Source organism: Arenimonas caeni, from assembly GCF_003024235.1.
Lineage (GTDB): Bacteria > Pseudomonadota > Gammaproteobacteria > Xanthomonadales > Xanthomonadaceae > Arenimonas > Arenimonas caeni.
The window spans coordinates 106,319-126,827 of sequence record NZ_KZ679088.1 but is presented as its reverse complement, the minus strand read 5'-3'; the positions used below and the strand labels follow the sequence as shown (position 1 = coordinate 126,827).

Here is a 20,509-nt window from a genome sequence, read left to right as displayed (position 1 = left end):
GTCAGTGCCCCGCTTTGCGCTGCGCGACGAGCTTTAGCAGCTTTCTGAAGTAGAGGTTTGGCGCCCAGCGCTTGAGGCGCCAGCGCATCGGTTCGCTGCGGGTCGGCAGCACGAGGAACTCGCCGCGCTCGATCGCCGCGAAGGAGCGGTCGGCCACACCCTCGAGGGTATCGGGCGAGGCGTCCATCATGCGCGCCGCGAAGGGCTTCATGCGTGGGTCGCCCTGCCAGCTCTCGAGCAGGTTGGTGCGGAAGAAGGCCGGACACAGCACGCTCACCCGGATGCCCTGCCCGTGCACCTCGGCGCGCAGTTGCTCGCTCAGCGCCACCACGGCCGCCTTCGCCACGCCGTAACTCATGATGCCGGGCGCGCCGGCCAGGCCGGCGAAGCTGGCGGTGTTGACGATGTGGCCGCTGCCGGCGGCGATCATGCCGGGCAGGAACAGCCGGCAACCGCGCACCACGCCGAGCAGGTTGACCTCGAGCACGTTGCGCCACTCGGCCATGGTGGTGTCGACCATGGCGCCGCCGGTGGCGATGCCGGCGTTGTTGACCAGCACGTCCAGGCCACCCCATTCGCTGGCGATGCGCTCGTGAACCTGCTCCATGGCGTCGTCGCTGCCGACGTTGGCCGACATCGCCAGGTGGCCTTCGCCCGGCAGCGCGGCGCGGGTGAGGCCGGCGCGGGTGGCGTCGAGGTCGACGCAGGCGACCCGGGCGCCGGCACGCGCATAACGGTGCGCCAGGGCCTGGCCCAGCCCGCTTCCCGCACCCGTGATCAAAACCCGCCGCTGCACCATCCAAGCCACTCCGTTCGTGCCAGGCCGTGCACGGGGCCTGTGCTAGATTCCGGAGCATAACAACCTCGTCGTCCCGTCTTCACCACGGAGCCTCGCGTGACCGACTCCCTGTTCGACCTTTCCGGCCAGACCGCCCTGGTCTCCGGCGCTTCGCGCGGCATCGGCGAGGCCATCGCCCACCTGCTCGCCGCCCACGGCGCCCACGTCATCTGCACCAGCCGCAAACTCGAGGGCTGCCAGGCCGTGGCCGACGCCATCCGCGCGGCCGGCGGCTCGGCCGAGGCGCACGCCGTGCACGTCGGCGACCCGGCCGCCATCGAGGGCCTGTTCGCCACGCTCGACGCCGCCGGCAAGCGCGTGGACATCCTGGTCAACAATGCCGCCGCCAACCCCTACTTCGGCCCGGCGGTGGACATGACGCTCGACGCCTACGAAAAGACCGTCGAAGTGAACCTGCGCGGGTATTTCTGGACCACGGTGCAGGCCGCCCGGCGCATGAAGGGCCACGGCGGCGCCGTGGTGAACGTGGCCTCGGTGAACGCCGAGCGCCCGGCGCCGGGCCAGCTGGTGTATTCGATGACCAAGGCCGGCATCGTCAACATGACCGAGGGTTTCGCCAAGGAGCTGGCGCCGCTGGGCGTGCGCGTGAACGCGGTGCTGCCGGGCCTGACCGACACGAAGTTTGCCTCGGCGCTGACCGGCAACCCCAAGATCATGGACATGATGCTGCGGCTGATCCCGCTGGCGCGCGTGGCGCAGCCGGGCGAGATCGCCCCGGCCGTGCTCTTCCTCGCCTCGCCCGCCGCCTCCTACCTCACCGGCGCCGCGCTGCCGGTGGACGGCGGCTACCTCGCCTGAGACCACTCCGATGATCGACCTGCATTACTGGCCCACGCCCAACGGCCACAAGATCACCCTGATGCTCGAGGAAACCGGGCTGGACTATCGAATCGTGCCGGTGGACATCGGCGCCGGCGACCAGTTCAAGCCCGAGTTCCTCGCCATCTCGCCCAACAACCGCATGCCGGCCATCGTCGACCACGCGCCGGCCGACGGCGGCGCGCCGATCCCGGTGTTCGAGTCGGGCGCGATCCTGGTGTACCTGGCCGAGAAGACCGGCCGGCTGCTGCCCACCGCCGCGCGCGAGCGCAAGGCGGTGTTCGAGTGGCTGGCCTGGCAGGTCGGCGGCTTCGGGCCGATGCTGGGCCAGAACCACCACTTCAGCCGCTACGCGCCCGAGAAGATCCCCTACGCGATCGAGCGCTACCAGCGGGAGACCGCGCGCCTGTACGGCGTGCTCGACCGCCGCCTGGCCGCCAGCGAGTTCGTCGCCGGCGACGCGCTGAGCATCGCCGACCTCGCCTGCCACCCCTGGGCCGCGGCCCACGCCTGGCACCACGTCGACCTGGGCGACTACCCGGCCGTGCGCCGCTGGTTCGAGGCGCTCGCCGCGCGCCCGGCCTTCGAACGCGCCTACGCGGTCGAGAAGTCCTTCCAGCGCCCGGCCGGGATGTCCGAAGAAATGCGCCGCAACCTGTTCGGGCGCCCCGCCTGAGCCCAGACACACCGGAACCCGTCCAGGGACCTGAAATGATCAAGAGCCTTCTGCTGGCCACCGCCATGACCCTCGCCCCCGCCGCCCACGCCGAGAAACTCACGCTCGAAGCCATCACCGGCGGCGCGCCGCTGTCCGGGCCCAGCCTGATGAAGCCGGCGATCGCGCCCGACGGCTCGCGCGTGACCTTCCTGCGCGGCAAGGACAGCGACCGTTTCCAGCTCGACCTGTGGGAATACCACGTGGCCGACGGCGAGGCCCGCCTGCTGGTGGACTCGGCCGTGGTGCTGCCCGGCGACGAGGAACTGAGCGACGAGGAGAAGGCGCGGCGCGAGCGCCAGCGCATCGCCGCCTTCCGCGGCATCGTCGAGTACCAGTGGGCGCCGGATTCGCAGTCGCTGCTGTTCCCGCTGGGCGGCGAACTCTACCTGTACGACCTGCGCGAGGGCGCGGCCAACCCGGTGCGCAAGCTCACCTCCGGCACCGGCTTCGCCACCGATCCGCGGCTCTCGCCCGGCGGCAAGTTCGTGGGCTTCGTGCGCGAGCGCAACCTGTGGGTGATCGAGCTGGCCAGCGGCCGCGAACTGCAGCTCACCGACGACGGCGGCGACGCCATCGGCAACGGCGTGGCCGAGTTCGTGGCCGACGAGGAAATGGGCCGGCACACCGGCTACTGGTTCGCGCCGGATGATTCGGCCGTGGCCTTCGCCCGCATCGACGAGTCGCCGGTGCCGGTGCAAAAGCGCTACGAGATGTACGCCGACCGCACCGAGGTGGTCGAGCAGTTCTACCCCGCCGCCGGCGACCCGAACGTGCGCATCAGCCTGCACGTGGCCGACCTGGCCTCGATGCGCGCCGGCAAGCCCGGCGTGGACAGGCCGGCGAAGCTGGAGATCGCCGACGTGGACCTCGGTGCCGAGGCCGACATCTACCTCGCCCGCGTGCAGTGGCGCGCGCCCGGCGTGCTCACCTTCCAGCGCCAGACGCGCGACCAGCGCCGGCTCGAGCTGGTCGAGGCCACGCTGGCCAGCGGCCGCCAGCGCGTGCTGGTCACCGAGACCAGCGACACCTGGGTGCCGCTGCACGACGGCCTGCGCTTCCTGGCCGACGGCCGCTTCCTGTGGATCTCCGAGCGCAGCGGCTTCGAGCACCTGCAGCTGCACGCCGCCGACGGCGCCTTCGAGCGCGCCCTGACGCAGGGGGAGTGGGTGGTGGACGCGCTGCTGGGCGTGGACGAGGCCGCGGGCCTGGCCTACGTCGCCGGCACCCTGGACTCGCCGCTGGAAAAGCACGTCTATGCCGTGCCGCTGGCCGGCGGCGAGCCGCGCCGCCTGACCAGCGCGCCGGGCATGCACGAGGCCGCGTTCAGCGCCAATGCGGCGGTGTTCGTCGACCTGTGGTCGAACCCGGCCATGCCGCCGCAGACCGAGCTGTACAAGGCCGACGGCACGAAGCTGGCGACGCTGGTGGCCAACGACCTCGCCGACCCGGCGCACCCGTACGCGCCCTTCCGCGCGGCGCACCGGCCGGCGGAGTTCGGCACGCTCGAGGCCGCCGACGGCACGCCGATGCACTACAGCCTGCTCAAGCCCGAGGGCTTCGACCCGGCGAAGAGGTACCCGGTGGTGGTGTTCGTGTACGGCGGCCCGGCCGCGCAGACCGTCACCCGCGCCTGGCCCGGCCGCGCCGACGCGCTGTTCAACCAGTACCTGGCCCAGCGCGGCTACGTGGTGTTTTCGCTCGACAACCGCGGCACGCCGCGGCGCGGCGCGAAGTTCGGCGGCGCGCTCTACGGCAGGCAGGGCACGGTGGAGGTCGAGGACCAGGTGGTGGGCGTGGATTTCCTGCGCACGCAGCCCTGGGTGGACCCGGCGCGCATCGGCGTGCACGGCTGGTCGAACGGCGGCTACATGACACTGATGCTGCTGGCGAAGGCCTCCGACCGATACGCCTGCGGCGTCGCCGGCGCGCCGGTCACCGACTGGGCGCTCTACGACACCCACTACACCGAGCGCTACATGGACCACCCGGCGCGCAACCCGGACGGCTACCGCGAGGCCTCGGTGTTCACCCACCTGGACGGCCTGCGCTCGAAGCTGCTGCTGGTGCACGGCATGGCCGACGACAACGTGCTGTTCACCAACTCGACCAAACTGATGTCGGAGCTGCAGAAGCGCGGCACGCCCTTCGAGCTGATGACCTACCCGGGCGCCAAGCACGGCCTGTCGGGCGCCGACGCCCTGCACCGCTACCGCCTGGCCGAAGACTTCTTCGACCGCTGCCTCAGGTAGGCAGGGGACAGGTACATTTTTCGGGCCGGGGTCTTGGGCGCGATGCGCCCAAGACCCCGGCCCGAAAAATGTACCTGTCCCCGATCCCGGGTTTATTTCGCCAGGTGCACCAACGCCGGCGCATGGTCGCTCGGCCGCTCCCAGGTGCGCGGCTCGCGGTCGATCTCGGCGCCGGTGCAGCGTTCGCGCAGGGCGTCGGAGACCAGGCACAGGTCGATGCGCAGGCCAAGGTTGCGGCGGAAACCGGCCGCACGGTAGTCCCACCAGCTGAACACGCCGCCGTCGGCGTGATGCAGGCGGTAGCTGTCGTGCAGGCCCAGGTCGAGCAGGCGGCGCAGCGCGGCGCGCTCGGCGGTGGAGGTGAGGATGGACGCGTCGTTCCACACGGCCGGGTCGTGCACGTCGCGGTCGTCGGGCGCGATGTTGAAGTCGCCCATCACCACCAGGCGCGGATGCGCCTTGATCTCTTCGGCCAGCCACCCATGCACGGCCTCGAGCCAGCGCAGCTTGTAGTCGTACTTCTCGGTGCCCACGTCCTGGCCGTTGACCACGTACAGGTTGACGATGCGCAGGTCGCCCACGGTGGCCGCGATGACGCGCTTTTGCTCATCCTCGAAACCCGGGATGCCCACCTGCACGTCCGCCGGCGCCTCGCGCGCGAGGATGGCCACGCCGTTGTAGGTCTTCTGGCCCGCGAACACGCTGCGGTAGCCCAGCCCGGCCAGCACGGAATCGGGGAAGCGGCTGTCCTCGAGCTTGGTTTCCTGCAGGCCGACGATGTCGGGCTGGCGCAGCTTGAGCCATTCCTCCAGGTGCGGCAGGCGCACGTTGAGCGAATTGACGTTCCAGCTGGCGATCGTGGTGGTGTCCATGGCGCGAATGCTAACCGTTCGCGCGCATCGCGGCGAACGCTTGACGGCGGTCAGGGCAGCGCGCCAGCTTAGGCGCAATCTTGGCCCAGCCCACCCGGAGTCCCGCCATGGCCACGTCGCGCCCCCGCTATGCCCCCTCACGCCGCGCCCTGCACTGGGGCATTGGCGTAATGCTGGTGCTGGCCTTCGTATTCATCGAGGGTCGGGAGAACTTCGACCGCGGCACCGCCGAGCGCGCGGCCATGGCGCAGGCGCATTTCTGGGCCGGCATTGCCATCCTGGCGCTGATGCTGCCGCGCCTGCTGCTGGCCTTCTCGCGGCCGGCGCCCGCGGTGTCGCCGGCGCTGCCGGCCTGGCAGGCGCTGCCGGCCAAGGCCCTGCACCTGCTGCTCTACGCGATGCTGGTGGCGCAGCCCGTGCTGGGCCTGATGACCGCCTGGACCGACGGCAAGGACATCCTGCTTCCCTTCACCCAGGTCGCCCTGCCGGCGCTGATGGCGCCGGACGAAGCCCTGGCGCACCGGATCGAGGACATCCACAAACTCGTCGGCAGCGCGTTCTACTGGGTGGTCGGCCTGCACGTGCTGGCGGCGCTGTACCACCACTTCGTGCGCCGTGACGATACGCTACGCCGGATGACCTGATCCGGGAGCGCAAGGCCGATGCAGTGGGTTGATCTTCGCAGCGACACCGTTACCCAGCCCACGCCGGCCATGCGCGAAGCAGGGCTGCGCGCCGCGGTCGGCGACGACGTGATGGGCGACGACCCGAGCGTGAACGCCCTGCAGGACCGGGTGGCCGCCGAGCTGGGCTTCGAGGCGGCGCTGTTCGTGCCCAGCGGCACCCAGTCGAACCTGCTGGCGCTGATGGCGCACTGCGAGCGCGGCGACGAGTACCTGGTGGGCATGGACGCGCACACCTACAAGTACGAAGGCGGCGGCGCGGCGGTGCTGGGCTCGATCCAGCCGCAGCCGATCGTGCATGCGGCCGACGGCACGCTGCCGCTGGACGCCGTGGCGGCCGCGATCAAGCCCGCCGGCGACCCGCACTTCGCCCGCACGCGCCTGCTGGCGCTGGAGAACACCTGGCACGGCCGGCCGCTGCCGCTGGACTACCTTGCAGCCGCCGGCGCCTTCGCGCGCGAGCGCGGCCTGGCCTTCCACCTCGATGGCGCGCGGCTCTACAACGCCGCCGTGGCCTGCGGCGTGCCGGCGGCGCAGATCGCCGGGCATTTCGACTCGGTCTCGGTGTGCCTGTCCAAGGGCCTCGGTGCACCGGTGGGTTCGGTGCTGGCCGGTTCGCGCAAGGTGGTGGACACGGCACGGCGCTGGCGCAAGGTGCTGGGCGGCGGCTGGCGGCAGGCGGGGCTGCTGGCCGCGATGGGCCAGCATGCGCTCGACCACCACGTGGCCCGCCTGGCTGAGGACCATCGCCGGGCCGCCGAACTCGCGGCGGCACTGCGGGCGATCCCCGGCCTCGTGGTCGAGGGCGCGTTCACCAACATCCTGTTCGTCTCCGTGCCCGATGGCCGCCATGGCGGGCTCGCCAAACACCTGGAGTCGCGCGGCGTGCGCATTTCCGTCGGCCGCGGCCCGCGCATCCGGCTGGTGACGCACCTGGACATCGACGACGCCGGCATCGAACGCACGATCGCCGCCTTCCGCAGCTACTTCGCCTAGGGGTCGGAGGTAATTTGCCTCGGGCAAATTACCTCCGACCCCTGCCTTGCCTACGTCGCGGGGCGCTGGGCGGCCTTGGGTTCGGCGACTTCCTTGCCGTCCTGGGCGCGGCCGGCCATTTCGGCGCCGGCGTCTTGCGGCAGGCGGAACATCACCCAGGCCGACATCGCCGAGATCAGGCCGACGGTGAGGAAAGCCCAGCCGAAGTTCGCCGCGTTGGCGTAGTCCTCGCCGGTGAAGGCGCCGGCCAGCTGCAGCGCGTAGCCGCCCACCGCCACGCCCAGCGCCAGCGAGAACTGCTGCATCATTCCCGACAGCGCCGAGGCCTGGCCCATGCGGCCCTGGTCCACTTCCGCGTAGGTGATCGCGTTGAGGCTGGTGAACTGCAGCGAGCGGAAGCAGCCCGACACCAGCAGCACGCCGATGATCAGCCAGTGCGGCGTGTCGATGCGGAACAGGCCGAAGCCGGCGAGCATGGCCGAGGCCAGCAGGGCGTTGATCCACAGCACGCGGCGGAAGCCGAAGCGCCGCAGGATGCGCGCCGCCAGGGTCTTCATGAACATCGCGCCGACCGCCGAGAAGAAAGTGAGCAGGCCGGACGCCAGCGGCGTCATGCCGAAGCCCAGCTGCAGCATCAGCGGCAGCAGGAAGGGCGTGGCGCCGATGCCGACCCGGAACAGCAACCCGCCGAGCACGCCGGCGCGCAGGGTCACCAGGCGCAACAGCTGCAGGTCGATCAGCGGATGCGGGTGCCGGCGCGCATGCCGGACGTAGGCGGCCATGCCGGCCAGGCCCAGCACCAGGCAGCCCACCGCCACCGGCGTGGCCACGAGGTGGCGACCCAGCGTCGAGAAGCCGAACAGCGCCAGCGCCAGCCCCAGGCCGGAGTATGCGAAGCCGGTCCAGTCCAGCGGTTTCACGTCCTCGCGCAGGTCGGGCACGAAGCGCCAGGCCAGGAAGATGCCGACCACGCCGATCGGCAGGTTGATCAGGAAGATCCAGCGCCAGTCGCTGTAGGTGGCGATGAAACCGCCGATGGGCGGGCCGAGGATGGGCGCGACCAGGGCCGGGATGGTGAGCCAGCTCAGGGCCTGCACCAGCTCGTGCTTGGGGATCGTGCGCAGCAGCACCAGCCGGCCCACCGGCACCATCAGCGCGCCGCCCAGGCCCTGCAGGAAGCGGGCCGCCACCAGCTGGCCCAGCGTCGCGCTGGCGGCGCAGGCCAGCGAGCCAAGCAGGAACACGCCGATGGCCAGCATGAAGGTGCGTTTGGCGCCGAAGCGGTCGGCCACCCAGCCACTGACCGGGATGAACACGGCCAGCGCCAGCAGGTAGGCCGTGAGCGCGAGCTTGAGCGCGATCGGCTCGGTGCCCAGGTCGGCCGCGATCGCCGGCAGGGACGTGGCGATCGCCGTCGAGTCCATGTTCTCGATGAACAGGGCCGTGGCGACGATCAGGGGAAGGCGGCGCGAGGACTGCATGCCCCGCCATCTTAAATGGGGCCGGAGGACATCACCGATTGAATCGGGCGCTTGAAGCGATAATGTTTACCGACCCCTCCCTGCCGTGGCATTCATGGATACCGTTCGGATCGTTCCCTTCGCGCCGGAGCTGCGCGGGCATTTCCACCGGCTCAATGCCGAGTGGCTGGAGAAGTACCACGCGATCGAACCCTTCGACCACGAGGTGCTGAGCAATCCCGAGACCCACATCCTGGGCAAGGGCGGCCGCATCTGGTTCGCGCTGGTCGGCGACGAGGTCGTGGGCACCTGCGCGCTGATGCCCGACGCGCCGGGCAGCTGGGAGCTGACCAAGATGGGCGTCACCGCCGGCCACCAGGGCAAGGGGATCGGCCGCAGGCTGCTGGCGGCGGCCATCGATGGCTTCCGCGAGACGGGCGGGCGCGAGCTGTTCCTGGAATCGAGCAGCAAGCTCAAGACCGCGCTGCGGCTTTACGAAAGCATGGGCTTCGAGCTGCAGCCGGGCATCAAGCCCGGCTCGCATTACGCCCGCGCCGATGTCTACATGATCTGGCGGCCTCAGGCCGCCAGACCGTAGGAGCGCAGCAGGGCTTCGGGCTCGGGTTCGCGGCCGCGGAAGGCGACGAAGCTTTCCAGCGCCGGGCGCGAACCACCGACGGCGAGGATCTCGCGGCGGTAGCGGGCGCCGGTGGCGGCGTCGAACACGCCGGCCTCCTCGAAGGCGGCGAAGGCATCGGCGCTGAGCACCTCGGCCCACAGGTAGCTGTAGTAGCCGGCCGAATAGCCGCCGGCGAAGATGTGCGTGAACGCATGCGGGAAGCGGTGCCAGGCCGGCGGCAGGATCACCGCCACCTCGTCGCGCACCTCGCCCAGCAGTTCGAGCGTGCGCGGCCCGCGCGCCGGGTCGAACTCCAGGTGCAGTCGGAAGTCGTAGAGCGCGAACTCCAGCTGCCGCACCAGGAACAGGCCGGCGTGGAAGTGCCGCGCCTGCAGCATCTTGGCGTACAGCTCGTCGGGCAGGCGCTCGCCGGTCTGCCAGTGTTTCGCGAACAGGTCCAGCGCCTCGCGCTGCCAGGCGAAGTTCTCCATGAACTGGCTCGGCAGTTCCACCGCGTCCCACTCCACGCCGCTGATGCCGCCCACGCTCGGCCAGTCGACCTCGGTGAGCAGGTGGTGGATGCCGTGGCCGAACTCATGAAAGAGCGTGACCACGTCGTCGTGCGTCAGCAGCGCCGGCGCATCGTCGTTGGGCGGCGGGAAATTGCAGGTCAGGTAGGCCACCGGCTTGTGCGCCGTGTCGCCGTCGCGCAGGCGCGAACGGCACACGTCCATCCAGGCGCCGCCGCGCTTGCCGGCGCGGGCGTAGTGGTCGAGGTAGACGCCGGCGCGCACCGTGCCGTCGTGGTCCACCACGTCGAAGAAATGCACGTCGGGATGCCAGGTGTCCACGCCCTGGCGCTCGACCAGGCGCATACCGAACACGCGCTCGGCCACGGTGAACAGACCCTGCATCACCGCCGGCAGCGGGAAGTAGGGCTTGAGGTCTTCCTCGCTGAAGGCGAAGCGCGACTCGCGCAGCTTCTCCGAGGCGTAGGCCACGTCCCAGGGCTGCAGGTCGGCCAGGCCGAGGGTTTCGGCCGCGAACGCGCGCAGCTCGCCAAGCTCGCGCTCGGCCACCGGCCGCGCCTTCGACGCCAGCTCGCGCAGGAAGCCCAGGACCCGCTCCGGCGTGCCGGCCATCTTGTCCTCGAGCGACTCGTGCGCCGCCGAGGCGAAGCCCAGCAGCTGCGCCGCCTCGTGCCGCAGCGCCAGGATGCGGCCGATGCGCTCGCCGTTGTCGTGCTTGCCGCCGTGCGGCCCCTGGTCGGAGGCGCGGGTGTTGTAGGCGGTGTAGAGCTCCTCGCGCAGCGCGCGGCTGTCGGCGAAGGTGAGGACGGCCTGCACCACCGGCCCCTTGAGCGTGGCCAGCCAGCCGTCCGCGCCCTTCTCCTTCGCCATCACGCGCAGCAGGTCGCGCGCCGAAGGCGGCAGGCCGGCCAGCTCGGCCTCCGACACCGGGCGGGTCCAGGCGTCGGTGTCGTCGAGCACGGCCTCTTCGAATTCCGTCTGCAGCTTGCTCAGTTCATTCTGGATGGCCTTGAAGCGCGAACGCGCCGGCTCCTCCAGCGCCACGCCGCTGAGCCGGAAGCCGCGCAGGCTGTCTTCGACCAGGGTGCGGCGCGGCAGGTCGAGCGAGGCGAAGGCCGGCGACTCGCGCAGCGCCTTCACCGCCGCGTACAGGCCGCGGTGCTGGCCCAGCTCGGTGGCGTGGTCGGTCATCTTCTCGATCGCGGCCGAGTAGGCCTCGCGAAGTTCGGGCGAATCCTTCACGCCGTGCAGGTGCGAGACCGGCGAGAAAGTGCGGCCCAGCTTCTCCTCCCAGCGCTCGAGCGGCGCCATCAGGCTGGCGAAGTCACGGGCGGCCGGGTCGGCGACCAGGCGCTCGACCTCGGCCCGGAAATCGGCCAGCACGGCGTCCACGGCGGGGTTCACGTGCGCCGGGGCGATGGCGGAAAACGCCGGCAGTTCGGCGTCGGAAAGCAGGGGGTTGTCGGTGGTTTCCATGGGCATCATCTGGCGGCGTGGCGCGGGGTTTTCAATGTCCGCCCCTGCAGGAGCGCCTTCAGGCGCGAAGGCTTTTCGGGCCTGAAGGCCCTCCCACGAGAGCTTCGCGCCTGAAGGCGCTCCTGCAGGGGGAGGTGGGGTCAGCGGGTGAGGAACTTGACGACGAAGTCGGCCAGCTTCCCGAACGGCGGGTCGAACAGGAACATGCCGTTCAGGCGCGACTGGTAGAGCACCGGCATGCGCTTGGTGAAGGTGAGGAAGCCGGACTCGCCGTGGTACTGGCCCATGCCGCTGGGGCCGACGCCGCCGATCGGCAGGGAGTGCTGGCCGAACTGGATCAGGGTGTCGTTCACGCAGACGCTGCCGGCCACCACGGTGTCGAGCGTGCGGCGCAGGCGCGCGCGGTCGCGGTCGAAGGGGTAGAAGGCCAGCGGCCGGTCGCGGCCGAGGATGTAGGCGATGGCCTCGTCGTGCGAGTCGTAGGACTTCACCGGCAGCAGCGGGCCGAAGATCTCCTCCTGCATCACCTTCGCCTCGTCGGGCGGGTCGAGCAGCACGGTGGGCGGCAGCACCTCCACGCCCGGCGGCACCGGCTGGTCGTCGGGGCGGTGCTGCACCACGCTGACGCCGCGGTCGCGGGCATCGTCGAGCCACTCGCGCAGGCGCTCGGCCTGGCGGTGGTTCACCACCGCGGTGTAGTCGGGGTTGCCGGCCAGCGAGGGGTAGCGCCGCCGCACCGCGGCCAGCCAGGCGCGCACGAACTCGTCGCGCTGGGCCCGCGGCACCAGCACGTAGTCGGGCGCCACGCAGGTCTGGCCGGCGTTGAAGCACTTGCCGGCGGCGATGCGCTCGGCCGCGTGTTCGATCGGGTAACCCGGCGCAATCAGCGCCGGCGACTTGCCGCCCAGCTCCAGCGTCACCGGCACCAGGTTGGGCGCCGCCGCGGCCATCACGGCGCGGCCGACCACGGTGGAACCGGTGAAGAGCAGGTGGTCGAAGGCCAGCCGGCTGAAGGCCGCGCCGACCGCGGCGTCCCCCTGCACCACCAGCACGCGCTCGGGCGGGAACACTTCGTCGACCAGGCGCGCCAGCAGCGCCGAGGTGCGCGGCGTGTGCTCCGAGGGCTTGATCATCACGTGGTTGCCGGCGGCGATGGCGTCGGCCAGCGGCACCAGGGCCAGCTGGATCGGATAGTTCCACGGCGCCACGATGCCCACCACGCCCAGCGGCTGCCGGCGGACCTCGGCGCGCGCCGGCAGGAAGGCCCAGTTCACGCCCGGGCGCTCGGGCCGCATCCACTTGCGCAACTTGCGGCGCAGGTGGGCGATCTCGTCGAGCGTCACCATCACGTCGGCGGCCAGGGTCTCGTGGCGCGAGCGCCGGCCGAAGTCGGCCGACACCGCCTTCACCAGGTCGTCGCGATGCCGCCGGACGGCCTCGGCCAGCCGCTTGAGGTCGTCCATGCGCTGCCGGTAACCGGGCACCTGGCGCTGGTGGGCGTCGCGCAGGCGGGCCAGCAGCGGGCGGAGTTCTTCGTCGGGGTGGGCGGGGGTGTCCATGGCCTGATTCTAGCCCCCGGCAGGGGGGCAGGGCGCTAAACTGGCCCCATGAACATCCGACCCTACAAGGGCATCCTGCCCACCCTCGGCGCCCGGGCCTACGTGGACCCGGCGGCCACCGTCATCGGCGACGTGCACCTGGGCGAGGACAGCTCGGTCTGGCCCGGCTGCGTCATCCGCGGCGACGTGAACCACATCCGCATCGGCGCCCGCACCAACATCCAGGACGGCACCATCGTGCACGTCACGCACGACGGCCCCTACACCCGGCCCGACGGCTTCCCGACGATCATCGGCGACGACGTCACCATCGGCCACGGCGCCATCATCCACGCCTGCACCATCGGCAACGCGGTGCTCATCGGCATGGGCGCCACCGTGCTCGACGGCGCGATGGTGATGGACCACGGCTTCGTGGGCGCCGGCGCCGTGGTGCCCCCGGGCAAGAAGGTGCTGGCCGGCGAGCTGTGGCTGGGCAACCCGGCCAAGCCGGTGCGCCACCTCACCGACAAGGAAATCGAGCAGCTCTACTACAGCGCCAAGCACTACGTCCGGCTGAAGGACGAGTACCTGGCCGGCTGAACCCGCGGCGGCTCAGTCCGCCGTGTGCAGCACGCCGGCGCGGGCGCTGAGCGATTCGAACACCGGGTCGGTGTCGGGGCGCCTGCCGTGCCAGATCGCGAAACTCTCGGCGGCCTGCTCGACCAGCATGCCGATGCCGTCGATGCGCTGTTCGCAGCCGGCGGCCTCGGCCCAGGCCAGGAACGGCACCGCCGCCTCGCCGTAGCTCAGGTCCACCGCCAAGGTACGCTTGGTCGCCAGGGTGAAGGGCAGGTCGATCGAACCGCCGCGGCCGGCCGAGGTGGCGTTGATGACCATGTCGAAGGCGCCGAGGTTGCGCAGGTCGTCCCAGTAGCGGGTATGCACGCGGCCCGGTTCGCCGAGGGCATCGGCCAGCGCATCGGCGCGCTCGGGCGTGCGGTTGACGATCCACAGTTCGTCGATGCCGGCGTCGAGCAGGGCCGGCGCGGTGCCGCGGGCGGCGCCGCCGGCGCCGAGCATCAGCACGCGGCGGGCGCGCAGGTCGATGCGGCGGCGCTCGGTGAGGTCGTGCACCAGGCCCAGGCCGTCGGTGTTCTCGCCGTGCCAGGCACCGTCGCGGCGGGTGAGCGTGTTGGCGGCGCCGGCGCGGCGGGCACGCTCGCTGGCGCTGGCGCACAGCGCGAGCGCGCGCTCCTTGTGCGGCAGCGTGACGTTGGCGCCGAGGCCGCCGGCGTCGGCGAAGGCCGCCAGCGCGGTGGCGAAGTCTTCCGGGGTGGCGTCGATGGCGGCGTACTCCATCGCGATGCCCAGCTGGCTGCCGAAGGCGGCATGGATGCGCGGCGACAGCGAGTGCACCACCGGGTGCCCGAACACGGCGTAGCGAGCGGTCATGTCAGTCCTCCTTGAGCCAGCGCGCCGCGTCGAGCGCGAAATAGGTGAGCACGCCGTCGGCGCCGGCGCGCTTGAAGCCCAGCAGCGCCTCCATCGCGCAGGCGCGCTCGTCGAGCCAGCCGTTCAGCGCGGCCGCCTTGAGCATCGCGTACTCGCCGCTCACCTGGTAGGCGAAGGTGGGTACGCCGAAGTGCTCCTTCACCCGACGCACGATGTCGAGGTAGGGCATGCCGGGCTTGACCATCACCATGTCGGCGCCCTCGTCGAGGTCGAGGCCGACCTCGCGCAGGGCCTCGTCGGAATTGCCCGGGTCCATCTGGTAAGTGTGCTTGTTGCCCTTGCCCAGCGCGCCGGCGCTGCCCACCGCGTCGCGGAAGGGACCGTAGAAGGCCGAGGCGTACTTGGCGCTGTAGGCCAGGATGCGGGTGTTGACGTGGCCCGCGTCTTCCAGCGCCTCGCGGATGGCGCCGATGCGGCCGTCCATCATGTCGCTGGGCGACACCACGTCGGCGCCGGCCTCGGCGTGCGAGAGCGCCTGCTTCACCAGCGCCTCGACGGTGTCGTCGTTGGTGACGTAGCCGTCGGCGTCGACCAGGCCGTCCTGGCCGTGGCTGGTGTAGGGGTCGAGCGCGACGTCGGTGATCACGCCCAGCTGCGGGTATTCCTTCTTGAGCGCGCGAATGGCGCGCTGGGCCAGACCGTCCGGGTCCCAGGCGGCCACGGCGTCGAGCGACTTGGCCTCGGGCGCGGTGACCGGGAACAGCACCACGGCCGGGATGCCCAGCGCCACCGCCTCGCCGGCCACCTTCAGCAGCTCGTCCACCGACAGCCGCTCGACGCCGGGCATCGAGGCCACCGGCGCGCGGCCGGCCAGCTCGTGGATGAACACCGGCAGGATCAGGTCGTCGGCGCTGAGCCGATGCTCGCGCACCAGGCGGCGGGAGAAGTCGTCGCGGCGCAGGCGGCGCGGGCGGTTGTGCGGAAAGGCCATCGTGGAGACTCGCTGTCTTCGTCCCGCCCATGATACGCCGCCCGGCGCGGCGGCTAAGATGCCCCGCATGCCCGCGCCACGCCCCTTGCCCGCCTCTGCCCGCGCCTGCCTGTGGCTGATCGGCGCGCTGGCGCTGGCCTGCTGGGCCGGGCCCTGGCTGCTCGGCCTGCCGGACCCGCACCGCCCGGACTGGGAGGCGCTGTCGCAGCCCCCGTCGCTCACCAGCGGCCACTGGTTCGGCACCGACGCGATCGGCCGCGACATCCTGGCGCGCACCCTCGCGGGCGGGCGCCTGTCGCTGACCATCGGCGCGCTGGCCACGGTGGTCGCGCTGGTGGTGGGCCTGGCCTGGGGCGCCATCGCCGGCTATGCCGGCGGCCGCACCGAGCGGCTGATGGTGCGCGCGCTCGACGTGCTCTCGGCCCTGCCGTTCCTGCTGATCGTGATCCTGCTGCTGGCGCTGTTCGGCCGCTCGCTGTGGCTGCTGCTGGCGGCGATCGGCGGCTACGTCTGGATCGACCTGGCGCGCGTGGTGCGCGCCGAGGCCGCGCGCCTGCGCGAGATGCCCTTCGTGCTGGCCGCGCGCGCCGCCGGCGCCCGCTTCGACCAGGTGCTGCGCTGGCACCTGCTGCCGAACCTGCTGCCGCTGGGCCTGGTCTACCTGGGCCTGATCCTGCCGCAGGCGATCCTGGTCGAAAGCTTCCTCGGCTTCCTGGGCCTGGGCGTGGACGAGCCGGCGGCCAGCTGGGGCGGCCTGCTCGGCGAGGGCACGCAGGAGCTGGACGTGGCGCCCTGGTCGCTACTGTTCCCGGCCGGTTTCCTGGTGGCCACGCTGGCGGCCTTCCAGTTCCTCGGCGACGGCCTGCGCGACTGGCTGGACGTGCGCGGCGACGCCCCATGAGCGCACTCGACATCCGCGGCCTGGAAGTGTTCGCGGGCGCGCGGCGCCTGCTCGGCCCGCTCGACCTTTCGCTCGAGGCGGGCCGCTGCCTGGCGCTGGTGGGCGAAAGCGGCAGCGGCAAGAGCCTGAGCCTGGCGGCCCTGCTCGGCCTGCTGCCGCCCGGCCTGCAGTCGCGCGGCGAACTGCACGTCGATGGCCAGGCCATCGCCCTGGGCTCGGCCGCCCACGCCCGCCTGCCCGGCCGCGTGCTGGCCTGGGTGCCGCAGGACCCGCAGGCCGCGCTGCACCCGCTGCGCCGCGTCGGCGACCAGCTGGCCGAAAGCCTGCGCGTGCTGCGCGGGCTCGACCGCGCCGGGGCGCAGCGCGAGGCCCTGGCCCTGTTCGGGCGCCTGCAGCTGCCCGATCCGCCGGCCCTGCTGCGCCGGTTTCCGCACCAGCTCTCGGGCGGCCAGCGCCAGCGCGTGCTGGTGGCCCTGGCCCTGGCCGGCCGGCCACGTGTGCTGCTCGCGGACGAACCCACCTCGGCGCTCGACCCGCGCCTGGCGCGCGAGGCCCTGGGCCTGTTTGACCAGCTGCGCGCGGAGCTCGGGCTGGCCGTGCTGCTGGTCAGCCACGACCTGCCGATGGTGGCGGCGCATGCCCAGCACCTGGCGATCCTGCGCGGTGGCGAACTGGTCGAAAGCGGCCCGGCCGAGGCCGTGTTCGCGCGCCCCGCGCATGCCTACACCCGCGAACTGCTGGCCGCCGACCGCCTGCCCGTGGCCGAGGCGCACGCGCCGGGTCCGGAACTGGTGCGGCTCAAGTCGGTGCGCATCACCTACGCCGGCCAGGCCGCGCCCGTGCTGTCGGGCATCGACCTCGAACTCCGCCGCGGCGAGTGCCTGGCCCTGGTGGGCGAAAGCGGCAGCGGCAAGTCCAGCCTGGGCCGCGCACTGCTGCGGCTGATGCGCCGCGGCGTGGCCGGCCGCATCCTGTTCGACGGCGAGGACCTGCTGGCGGCCCCGCCCGGCCGGCTGCGGGCGCTGCGACGGCGCATCGGCGTGGTGTTCCAGGACCCGTCGGCCTCGCTCGACCCGCGCATGCGCGTGCATGCGCTGGTCTCCGAGCCGCTGCGCATCCACGGCCTGGCCGGCCCGGCGGCGCGCCGGGCCAGGGCCGGGGAACTGCTGCAGGCCGTGGGCCTCGATCCGTCGCTGGCCGGACGCTGGCCGCACCAGCTCTCCGGCGGCCAGCGCCAGCGCGTGGCCATCGCCCGCGCCCTGTCCACCGACCCCGAGCTGCTGGTCTGCGACGAGGCGGTGTCGGCGCTCGACGCCCAGCACCGGGCCGGCGTGCTCGCCCTGCTGGGCCGGCTCAAGCGCGAACGCGGCCTGGCCCTGCTGTTCATCACCCACGATTTCGCCGCCGCCCGGGCCCTGGCCGAGCGCTGCGCGATGCTCGCCGACGGCCGGCTGCAGGCCGTCGGGACCCCCGGGGACCTGCTCCCCGGCGCGGTCCCGGCGGGCTGATACACTCGCGTGAAGGCCACAGGGGAAGGCCCCACTTGAAGCCAGACCGCCCGCTTTCGCCCACCGCCCAGGCCGGCACCGCCGCCGTGGAGCCGGTGCGCCTGCGCGCCAGCGACCCCGCCACCCTGGCGGCCGAGGTGCAGCGCCTGCGGGTGGATGTCGAGCGCCTGGGCCGGGCCGAGCGCCTGCAGCGCGCCCTGTTCGCCATCTCCGACCTGGCCAGCTCCGGCGAGGACACCGCCACGGTGATGCAGGGCCTGCACGAGATCGTCGGCCGGCTCATGTATGCCGAGAACTTCTACATCGTCCGGTACTCGCCCGAGACCGACACGATGCGCTTCATCTACTTCGCCGACAGCCTGGACCCGGAGCGGCCCGACCCGGACGAGGCGATCCCGGCCTCGGAGATGGGCAACAGCCTCACGCTGGCCCTGATCCGCCACGGCAAGCCGGTGCTCGGCCCCTCCGACCAGGTGCGGCGCGAACTGGGCGTGGACCACGACGCGCGCCTGGGCCCCGACAGCGAGGACTGGCTGGGCGTGCCCATGCTCGACGAGGGCGAGGTGCGCGGCGCGGTGGTGGTGCAGAGCTACGACCCCGAATCGCGCTACACCGAGGACGACCGCGCCCTGCTCGGTTACGTGGCCCAGCACATCCTCACCGCGCTGGCCCGGCGCGATGCCCAGGAAGAACTCGAGCGCCGCGTCGAGGAACGCACCCGCGAACTGCGCGAGCAGGTGGCCGAGCGCGAACGCAGCGAGCGCCTGCAGGCGGCCCTGTTCCGCATCGCCGAGCAGGCCGGCCGCAGCGAAAGCATCGAGGTCTTCTACGCCGAGGTGCACGGCATCGTCAGCGACCTGCTCGACGCCCGCAACTTCTTCATCGCCCTGCTCACGCCCGACGGCGAGGAGCTCGACTTCCCGTACTCGGTGGACGAACGCGACATGGCGCGCCCGCGCCGCCGGCTCGCGAGCGGCCTCACCGAGTACGTGCTGGCCACCGGCGCGCCGCTGCTGGCCGACCGCGACGGCATCCACCGGCTGGTCGCCGAGGGCAAGGTGCTGTCCTTCGGCACGCCCTCGGTGTGCTGGCTGGGCGTGCCGCTGCAGATCGAAGGCAAGGTGGCCGGCGTCATCGCCGTGCAGAGCTACACGCCCGACTACCTCTACACGCGGCGCGACCAGGAACTGCTGAGCTTCGTCTCCTTCCACATCGCCCAGGCGCTGGAGCGGCGCCAGGCGCACGAGTCGCTGCGCGAGGCCTACGCCGAGCTCGAACAGCGCGTGGCGGCGCGCACCAGCGAGCTGGCCGAGGCCAACCGCGAGCTGCGCGACCAGATCTCGGTGCGCGAGCGCATGGAGCACAAGCTCAAGCACGAGGCCATGCACGACACGCTCACCGGCCTGCCCAACCGCAGCCACCTGCTGGGCCGCATGGGCATGGCGCTGTCGCGCTACCGCTACGACCCGACCCAGCTGTTCGCGGTGCTGTTCCTCGACCTCGACCGCTTCAAGGTGGTGAACGATTCGGTCGGCCACCTGGTCGGCGACGAACTGCTCAAGGAAGCCGCACGCCGCATCGGCCGCTGCGTGCGCGACCCGGACATGGTCGCGCGCCTGGGCGGCGACGAGTTCGCGATCGTGCTCGACTTCATCCACTCGGCCGACGAGGCCGTGGCCGTGGCCGAGCGCGTGATCGAGTCGCTGGCCGAGCCGATGCGCATCGCCGGCAAGGAGCTCTACACCTCGGCCAGCATCGGCGTCGCGCTGGTGGACGGCCGCTACCGCAGCCCGGAAGAACTGCTGCGCGACGCCGACGTGGCCATGTACCGCGCCAAGGCCACCGGCCGCCAGCGTTACGCGCTGTTCGACGAACAGCTGCACGAGGCCGCGCTCAAGCTGCTCGAACTCGAGGGCGACCTGCGCCGCGCGCTGCAGCGCCAGGAGTTCGTGCCGCACTACCAGCCCATCCTCACGCTCGCCGATGGCCACCTGGTGGGTTTCGAGGCGCTGATGCGCTGGCACCATCCGGTGCGCGGGCTCAGCACGCCCGGCGAGTTCCTGGGCATCGCCGAGGAAACCGGCAGCCTCGAGCAGATGGACTGGCAGATATACGACCGCGTCTGCCAGGACATCCGCCGGCTGTCCGCGGGCCGCGCCTACACCACGCTCAACGTCTCGCCGCGGCACCTGCGCGCGCCGGACTTCGACGCTCGCCTGCTCGAGCTGATGTCGCGCCATGGCGTCAAGCCGGAAAACCTGCGCCTGGAGGTCACCGAAGGCGCCCTGCTCGAGCAGCCCGACCAGGTGCGCGATTGCCTGGTGCGGCTGCGCGAGGCCGGCGTGCTCACCCTGCTGGACGACTTCGGCACCGGCTATTCCTCGCTCAGCTACCTGCACCGCTTCCCGCTGCACGGGCTGAAGATCGACCGCAGCTTCGTGCACGAACTGCGCAGCGGCGAGAGCGGCGGCAGCACCGCCATCGTGCGCGCCATCCGCCTGCTGGCCGACTCACTCGGCCTTGAAGTGATCGCCGAGGGCATCGAAGCCGAGGAGCAGCGCTACCAGCTGCGCCTGCTCGGCCTGGGCCTGGGCCAGGGCTACCTGTTCTCGAAGCCGGCCTCGGCCGAGGAAATCCTCGAGCGCTTCGTGCGGACGTCGGCCTGAGCCACTGGCCGGGGTGGACGAGGCCTGTGGGAGCCAGCCCACTTGGGTGGCGGCGACCGGCATCTCAGGGGCGGCGGACTTCCGTTTCCGGCCAGGAGCGGACATCAAGCCATGCCACGTAAAACCTGAGTCAGGGCGCGCCGCGACGCGGCGTGGGCTTGAATAGTTA

17 protein-coding genes are annotated in these 20,509 nt (G+C 71.8%); 10 read left to right on the top strand and 7 right to left on the bottom strand.

The genetic code is table 11. The annotated features are described in order from the left end of the window. Position 1: 1 nt before the first annotated feature. Positions 2-799: an SDR family NAD(P)-dependent oxidoreductase gene (locus C6N40_RS07225; RefSeq protein ID WP_106990345.1), complete on the bottom strand. Its 798-nt coding sequence runs from the start codon at positions 797-799 to the stop codon at positions 2-4. Positions 800-895: 96 nt separating this feature from the next. Here C6N40_RS07225 and C6N40_RS07220 point away from each other — a divergent pair, with 96 nt between their 5' ends. Genes C6N40_RS07220 through C6N40_RS07210 form a run of 3 tightly spaced genes read left to right on the top strand, consistent with a single transcriptional unit; the run spans position 896 to position 4,645 of the window. Continuing rightward, positions 896-1,657, top strand: a complete 762-nt coding sequence (locus C6N40_RS07220; RefSeq protein WP_106990344.1) for a glucose 1-dehydrogenase — start codon at positions 896-898, stop codon at positions 1,655-1,657. Between the two features lie 10 nt (positions 1,658-1,667). Beyond that, positions 1,668-2,354 (top strand): glutathione binding-like protein, encoded by a 687-nt coding sequence (locus C6N40_RS07215; RefSeq protein ID WP_106990343.1) that lies wholly within the window; start codon positions 1,668-1,670, stop codon positions 2,352-2,354. Between the two features lie 35 nt (positions 2,355-2,389). Further along, on the top strand, positions 2,390-4,645 hold the full coding sequence (locus tag C6N40_RS07210) for a S9 family peptidase (protein WP_106990342.1): 2,256 nt from the start codon (positions 2,390-2,392) through the stop codon (positions 4,643-4,645). Between the two features lie 92 nt (positions 4,646-4,737). On the opposite strand, the gene xth is transcribed toward C6N40_RS07210, so the two are convergent. After that, entirely contained in the window at positions 4,738-5,517 is a 780-nt protein-coding gene (xth, locus tag C6N40_RS07205; RefSeq protein WP_106990341.1) for an exodeoxyribonuclease III, read from the bottom strand. A gap of 107 nt (positions 5,518-5,624) precedes the next feature. Between xth and C6N40_RS07200 the strand changes: the two genes are divergently transcribed. Continuing rightward, positions 5,625-6,161: a cytochrome b gene (locus C6N40_RS07200; protein ID WP_106990340.1), complete on the top strand. Its 537-nt coding sequence runs from the start codon at positions 5,625-5,627 to the stop codon at positions 6,159-6,161. A gap of 18 nt (positions 6,162-6,179) precedes the next feature. After that, a complete protein-coding gene (gene ltaE, locus C6N40_RS07195) occupies positions 6,180-7,196 on the top strand; it encodes a low-specificity L-threonine aldolase (RefSeq protein WP_106990339.1) in 1,017 nt (338 codons plus the stop codon). Between the two features lie 50 nt (positions 7,197-7,246). Here ltaE and C6N40_RS07190 read toward each other — a convergent pair whose 3' ends face one another. Next, positions 7,247-8,677: an MFS transporter gene (locus C6N40_RS07190; RefSeq protein WP_106990338.1), complete on the bottom strand. Its 1,431-nt coding sequence runs from the start codon at positions 8,675-8,677 to the stop codon at positions 7,247-7,249. Positions 8,678-8,771: 94 nt separating this feature from the next. On the opposite strand from C6N40_RS07190, the gene C6N40_RS07185 reads away from it, so the two are divergent. Further along, positions 8,772-9,254, top strand: a complete 483-nt coding sequence (locus C6N40_RS07185) for a GNAT family N-acetyltransferase (protein ID WP_106990337.1) — start codon at positions 8,772-8,774, stop codon at positions 9,252-9,254. Here the strand turns inward: C6N40_RS07185 and C6N40_RS07180 are convergent. Next, positions 9,236-11,281, bottom strand: coding sequence for a M3 family metallopeptidase (locus C6N40_RS07180; RefSeq protein ID WP_106990336.1), 2,046 nt, complete (start codon positions 11,279-11,281; stop codon positions 9,236-9,238). The genes C6N40_RS07185 and C6N40_RS07180 overlap by 19 nt on opposite strands. 140 nt (positions 11,282-11,421) lie before the next feature. Next, complete coding sequence (locus tag C6N40_RS07175) at positions 11,422-12,840, bottom strand: coniferyl aldehyde dehydrogenase (RefSeq protein WP_106990335.1); 1,419 nt, start codon at positions 12,838-12,840, stop codon at positions 11,422-11,424. A gap of 48 nt (positions 12,841-12,888) precedes the next feature. Between C6N40_RS07175 and C6N40_RS07170 the strand changes: the two genes are divergently transcribed. After that, positions 12,889-13,422, top strand: coding sequence for a gamma carbonic anhydrase family protein (locus C6N40_RS07170; RefSeq protein WP_106990334.1), 534 nt, complete (start codon positions 12,889-12,891; stop codon positions 13,420-13,422). A 12-nt stretch (positions 13,423-13,434) separates the two neighbouring features. Here the strand turns inward: C6N40_RS07170 and aroE are convergent, their stop codons facing one another. Together aroE and hemB are read right to left on the bottom strand one after the other, a co-directional pair. Beyond that, positions 13,435-14,274, bottom strand: coding sequence for a shikimate dehydrogenase (aroE, locus tag C6N40_RS07165; RefSeq protein WP_106990333.1), 840 nt, complete (start codon positions 14,272-14,274; stop codon positions 13,435-13,437). Position 14,275: 1 nt separating this feature from the next. Further along, the gene (gene hemB / locus C6N40_RS07160; protein ID WP_106990332.1) at positions 14,276-15,265 is read right to left on the bottom strand and encodes a porphobilinogen synthase; all 990 of its coding nucleotides are present in this window, start codon (positions 15,263-15,265) and stop codon (positions 14,276-14,278) included. 85 nt (positions 15,266-15,350) lie between these two features. Here hemB and C6N40_RS07155 point away from each other — a divergent pair, with 85 nt between their 5' ends. From C6N40_RS07155 to C6N40_RS07145, 3 genes are read left to right on the top strand one after another with little or no spacing between them, the layout of a single operon-like run. Then, entirely contained in the window at positions 15,351-16,166 is an 816-nt protein-coding gene (locus C6N40_RS07155) for an ABC transporter permease (protein WP_106990331.1), read from the top strand. Then, positions 16,163-17,674, top strand: coding sequence for an ATP-binding cassette domain-containing protein (locus C6N40_RS07150; protein WP_106990330.1), 1,512 nt, complete (start codon positions 16,163-16,165; stop codon positions 17,672-17,674). The genes C6N40_RS07155 and C6N40_RS07150 overlap by 4 nt, the downstream gene beginning before the upstream one ends. 35 nt (positions 17,675-17,709) lie before the next feature. After that, the gene (locus C6N40_RS07145) at positions 17,710-20,340 is read left to right on the top strand and encodes a bifunctional diguanylate cyclase/phosphodiesterase (RefSeq protein ID WP_106990329.1); all 2,631 of its coding nucleotides are present in this window, start codon (positions 17,710-17,712) and stop codon (positions 20,338-20,340) included. Positions 20,341-20,509 lie beyond the last annotated feature (169 nt).

What these genes read in the sequence shown, in the direction of transcription:
- C6N40_RS07225 (WP_106990345.1), bottom strand. Translation starts at nt 799, where the DNA reads ATGGTGCAGCGGCGGGTTTTGATCACGGGTGCGGGAAGCGGGCTGGGC.
- C6N40_RS07215 (WP_106990343.1), top strand. Translation starts at nt 1,668, where the DNA reads ATGATCGACCTGCATTACTGGCCCACGCCCAACGGCCACAAGATCACC.
- C6N40_RS07210 (WP_106990342.1), top strand. Translation starts at nt 2,390, where the DNA reads ATGATCAAGAGCCTTCTGCTGGCCACCGCCATGACCCTCGCCCCCGCC.
- xth (WP_106990341.1), bottom strand. Translation starts at nt 5,517, where the DNA reads ATGGACACCACCACGATCGCCAGCTGGAACGTCAATTCGCTCAACGTG.
- C6N40_RS07200 (WP_106990340.1), top strand. Translation starts at nt 5,625, where the DNA reads ATGGCCACGTCGCGCCCCCGCTATGCCCCCTCACGCCGCGCCCTGCAC.
- ltaE (WP_106990339.1), top strand. Translation starts at nt 6,180, where the DNA reads ATGCAGTGGGTTGATCTTCGCAGCGACACCGTTACCCAGCCCACGCCG.
- C6N40_RS07190 (WP_106990338.1), bottom strand. Translation starts at nt 8,677, where the DNA reads ATGCAGTCCTCGCGCCGCCTTCCCCTGATCGTCGCCACGGCCCTGTTC.
- C6N40_RS07185 (WP_106990337.1), top strand. Translation starts at nt 8,772, where the DNA reads ATGGATACCGTTCGGATCGTTCCCTTCGCGCCGGAGCTGCGCGGGCAT.
- C6N40_RS07180 (WP_106990336.1), bottom strand. Translation starts at nt 11,281, where the DNA reads ATGGAAACCACCGACAACCCCCTGCTTTCCGACGCCGAACTGCCGGCG.
- C6N40_RS07175 (WP_106990335.1), bottom strand. Translation starts at nt 12,840, where the DNA reads ATGGACACCCCCGCCCACCCCGACGAAGAACTCCGCCCGCTGCTGGCC.
- C6N40_RS07170 (WP_106990334.1), top strand. Translation starts at nt 12,889, where the DNA reads ATGAACATCCGACCCTACAAGGGCATCCTGCCCACCCTCGGCGCCCGG.
- aroE (WP_106990333.1), bottom strand. Translation starts at nt 14,274, where the DNA reads ATGACCGCTCGCTACGCCGTGTTCGGGCACCCGGTGGTGCACTCGCTG.
- hemB (WP_106990332.1), bottom strand. Translation starts at nt 15,265, where the DNA reads ATGGCCTTTCCGCACAACCGCCCGCGCCGCCTGCGCCGCGACGACTTC.
- C6N40_RS07150 (WP_106990330.1), top strand. Translation starts at nt 16,163, where the DNA reads ATGAGCGCACTCGACATCCGCGGCCTGGAAGTGTTCGCGGGCGCGCGG.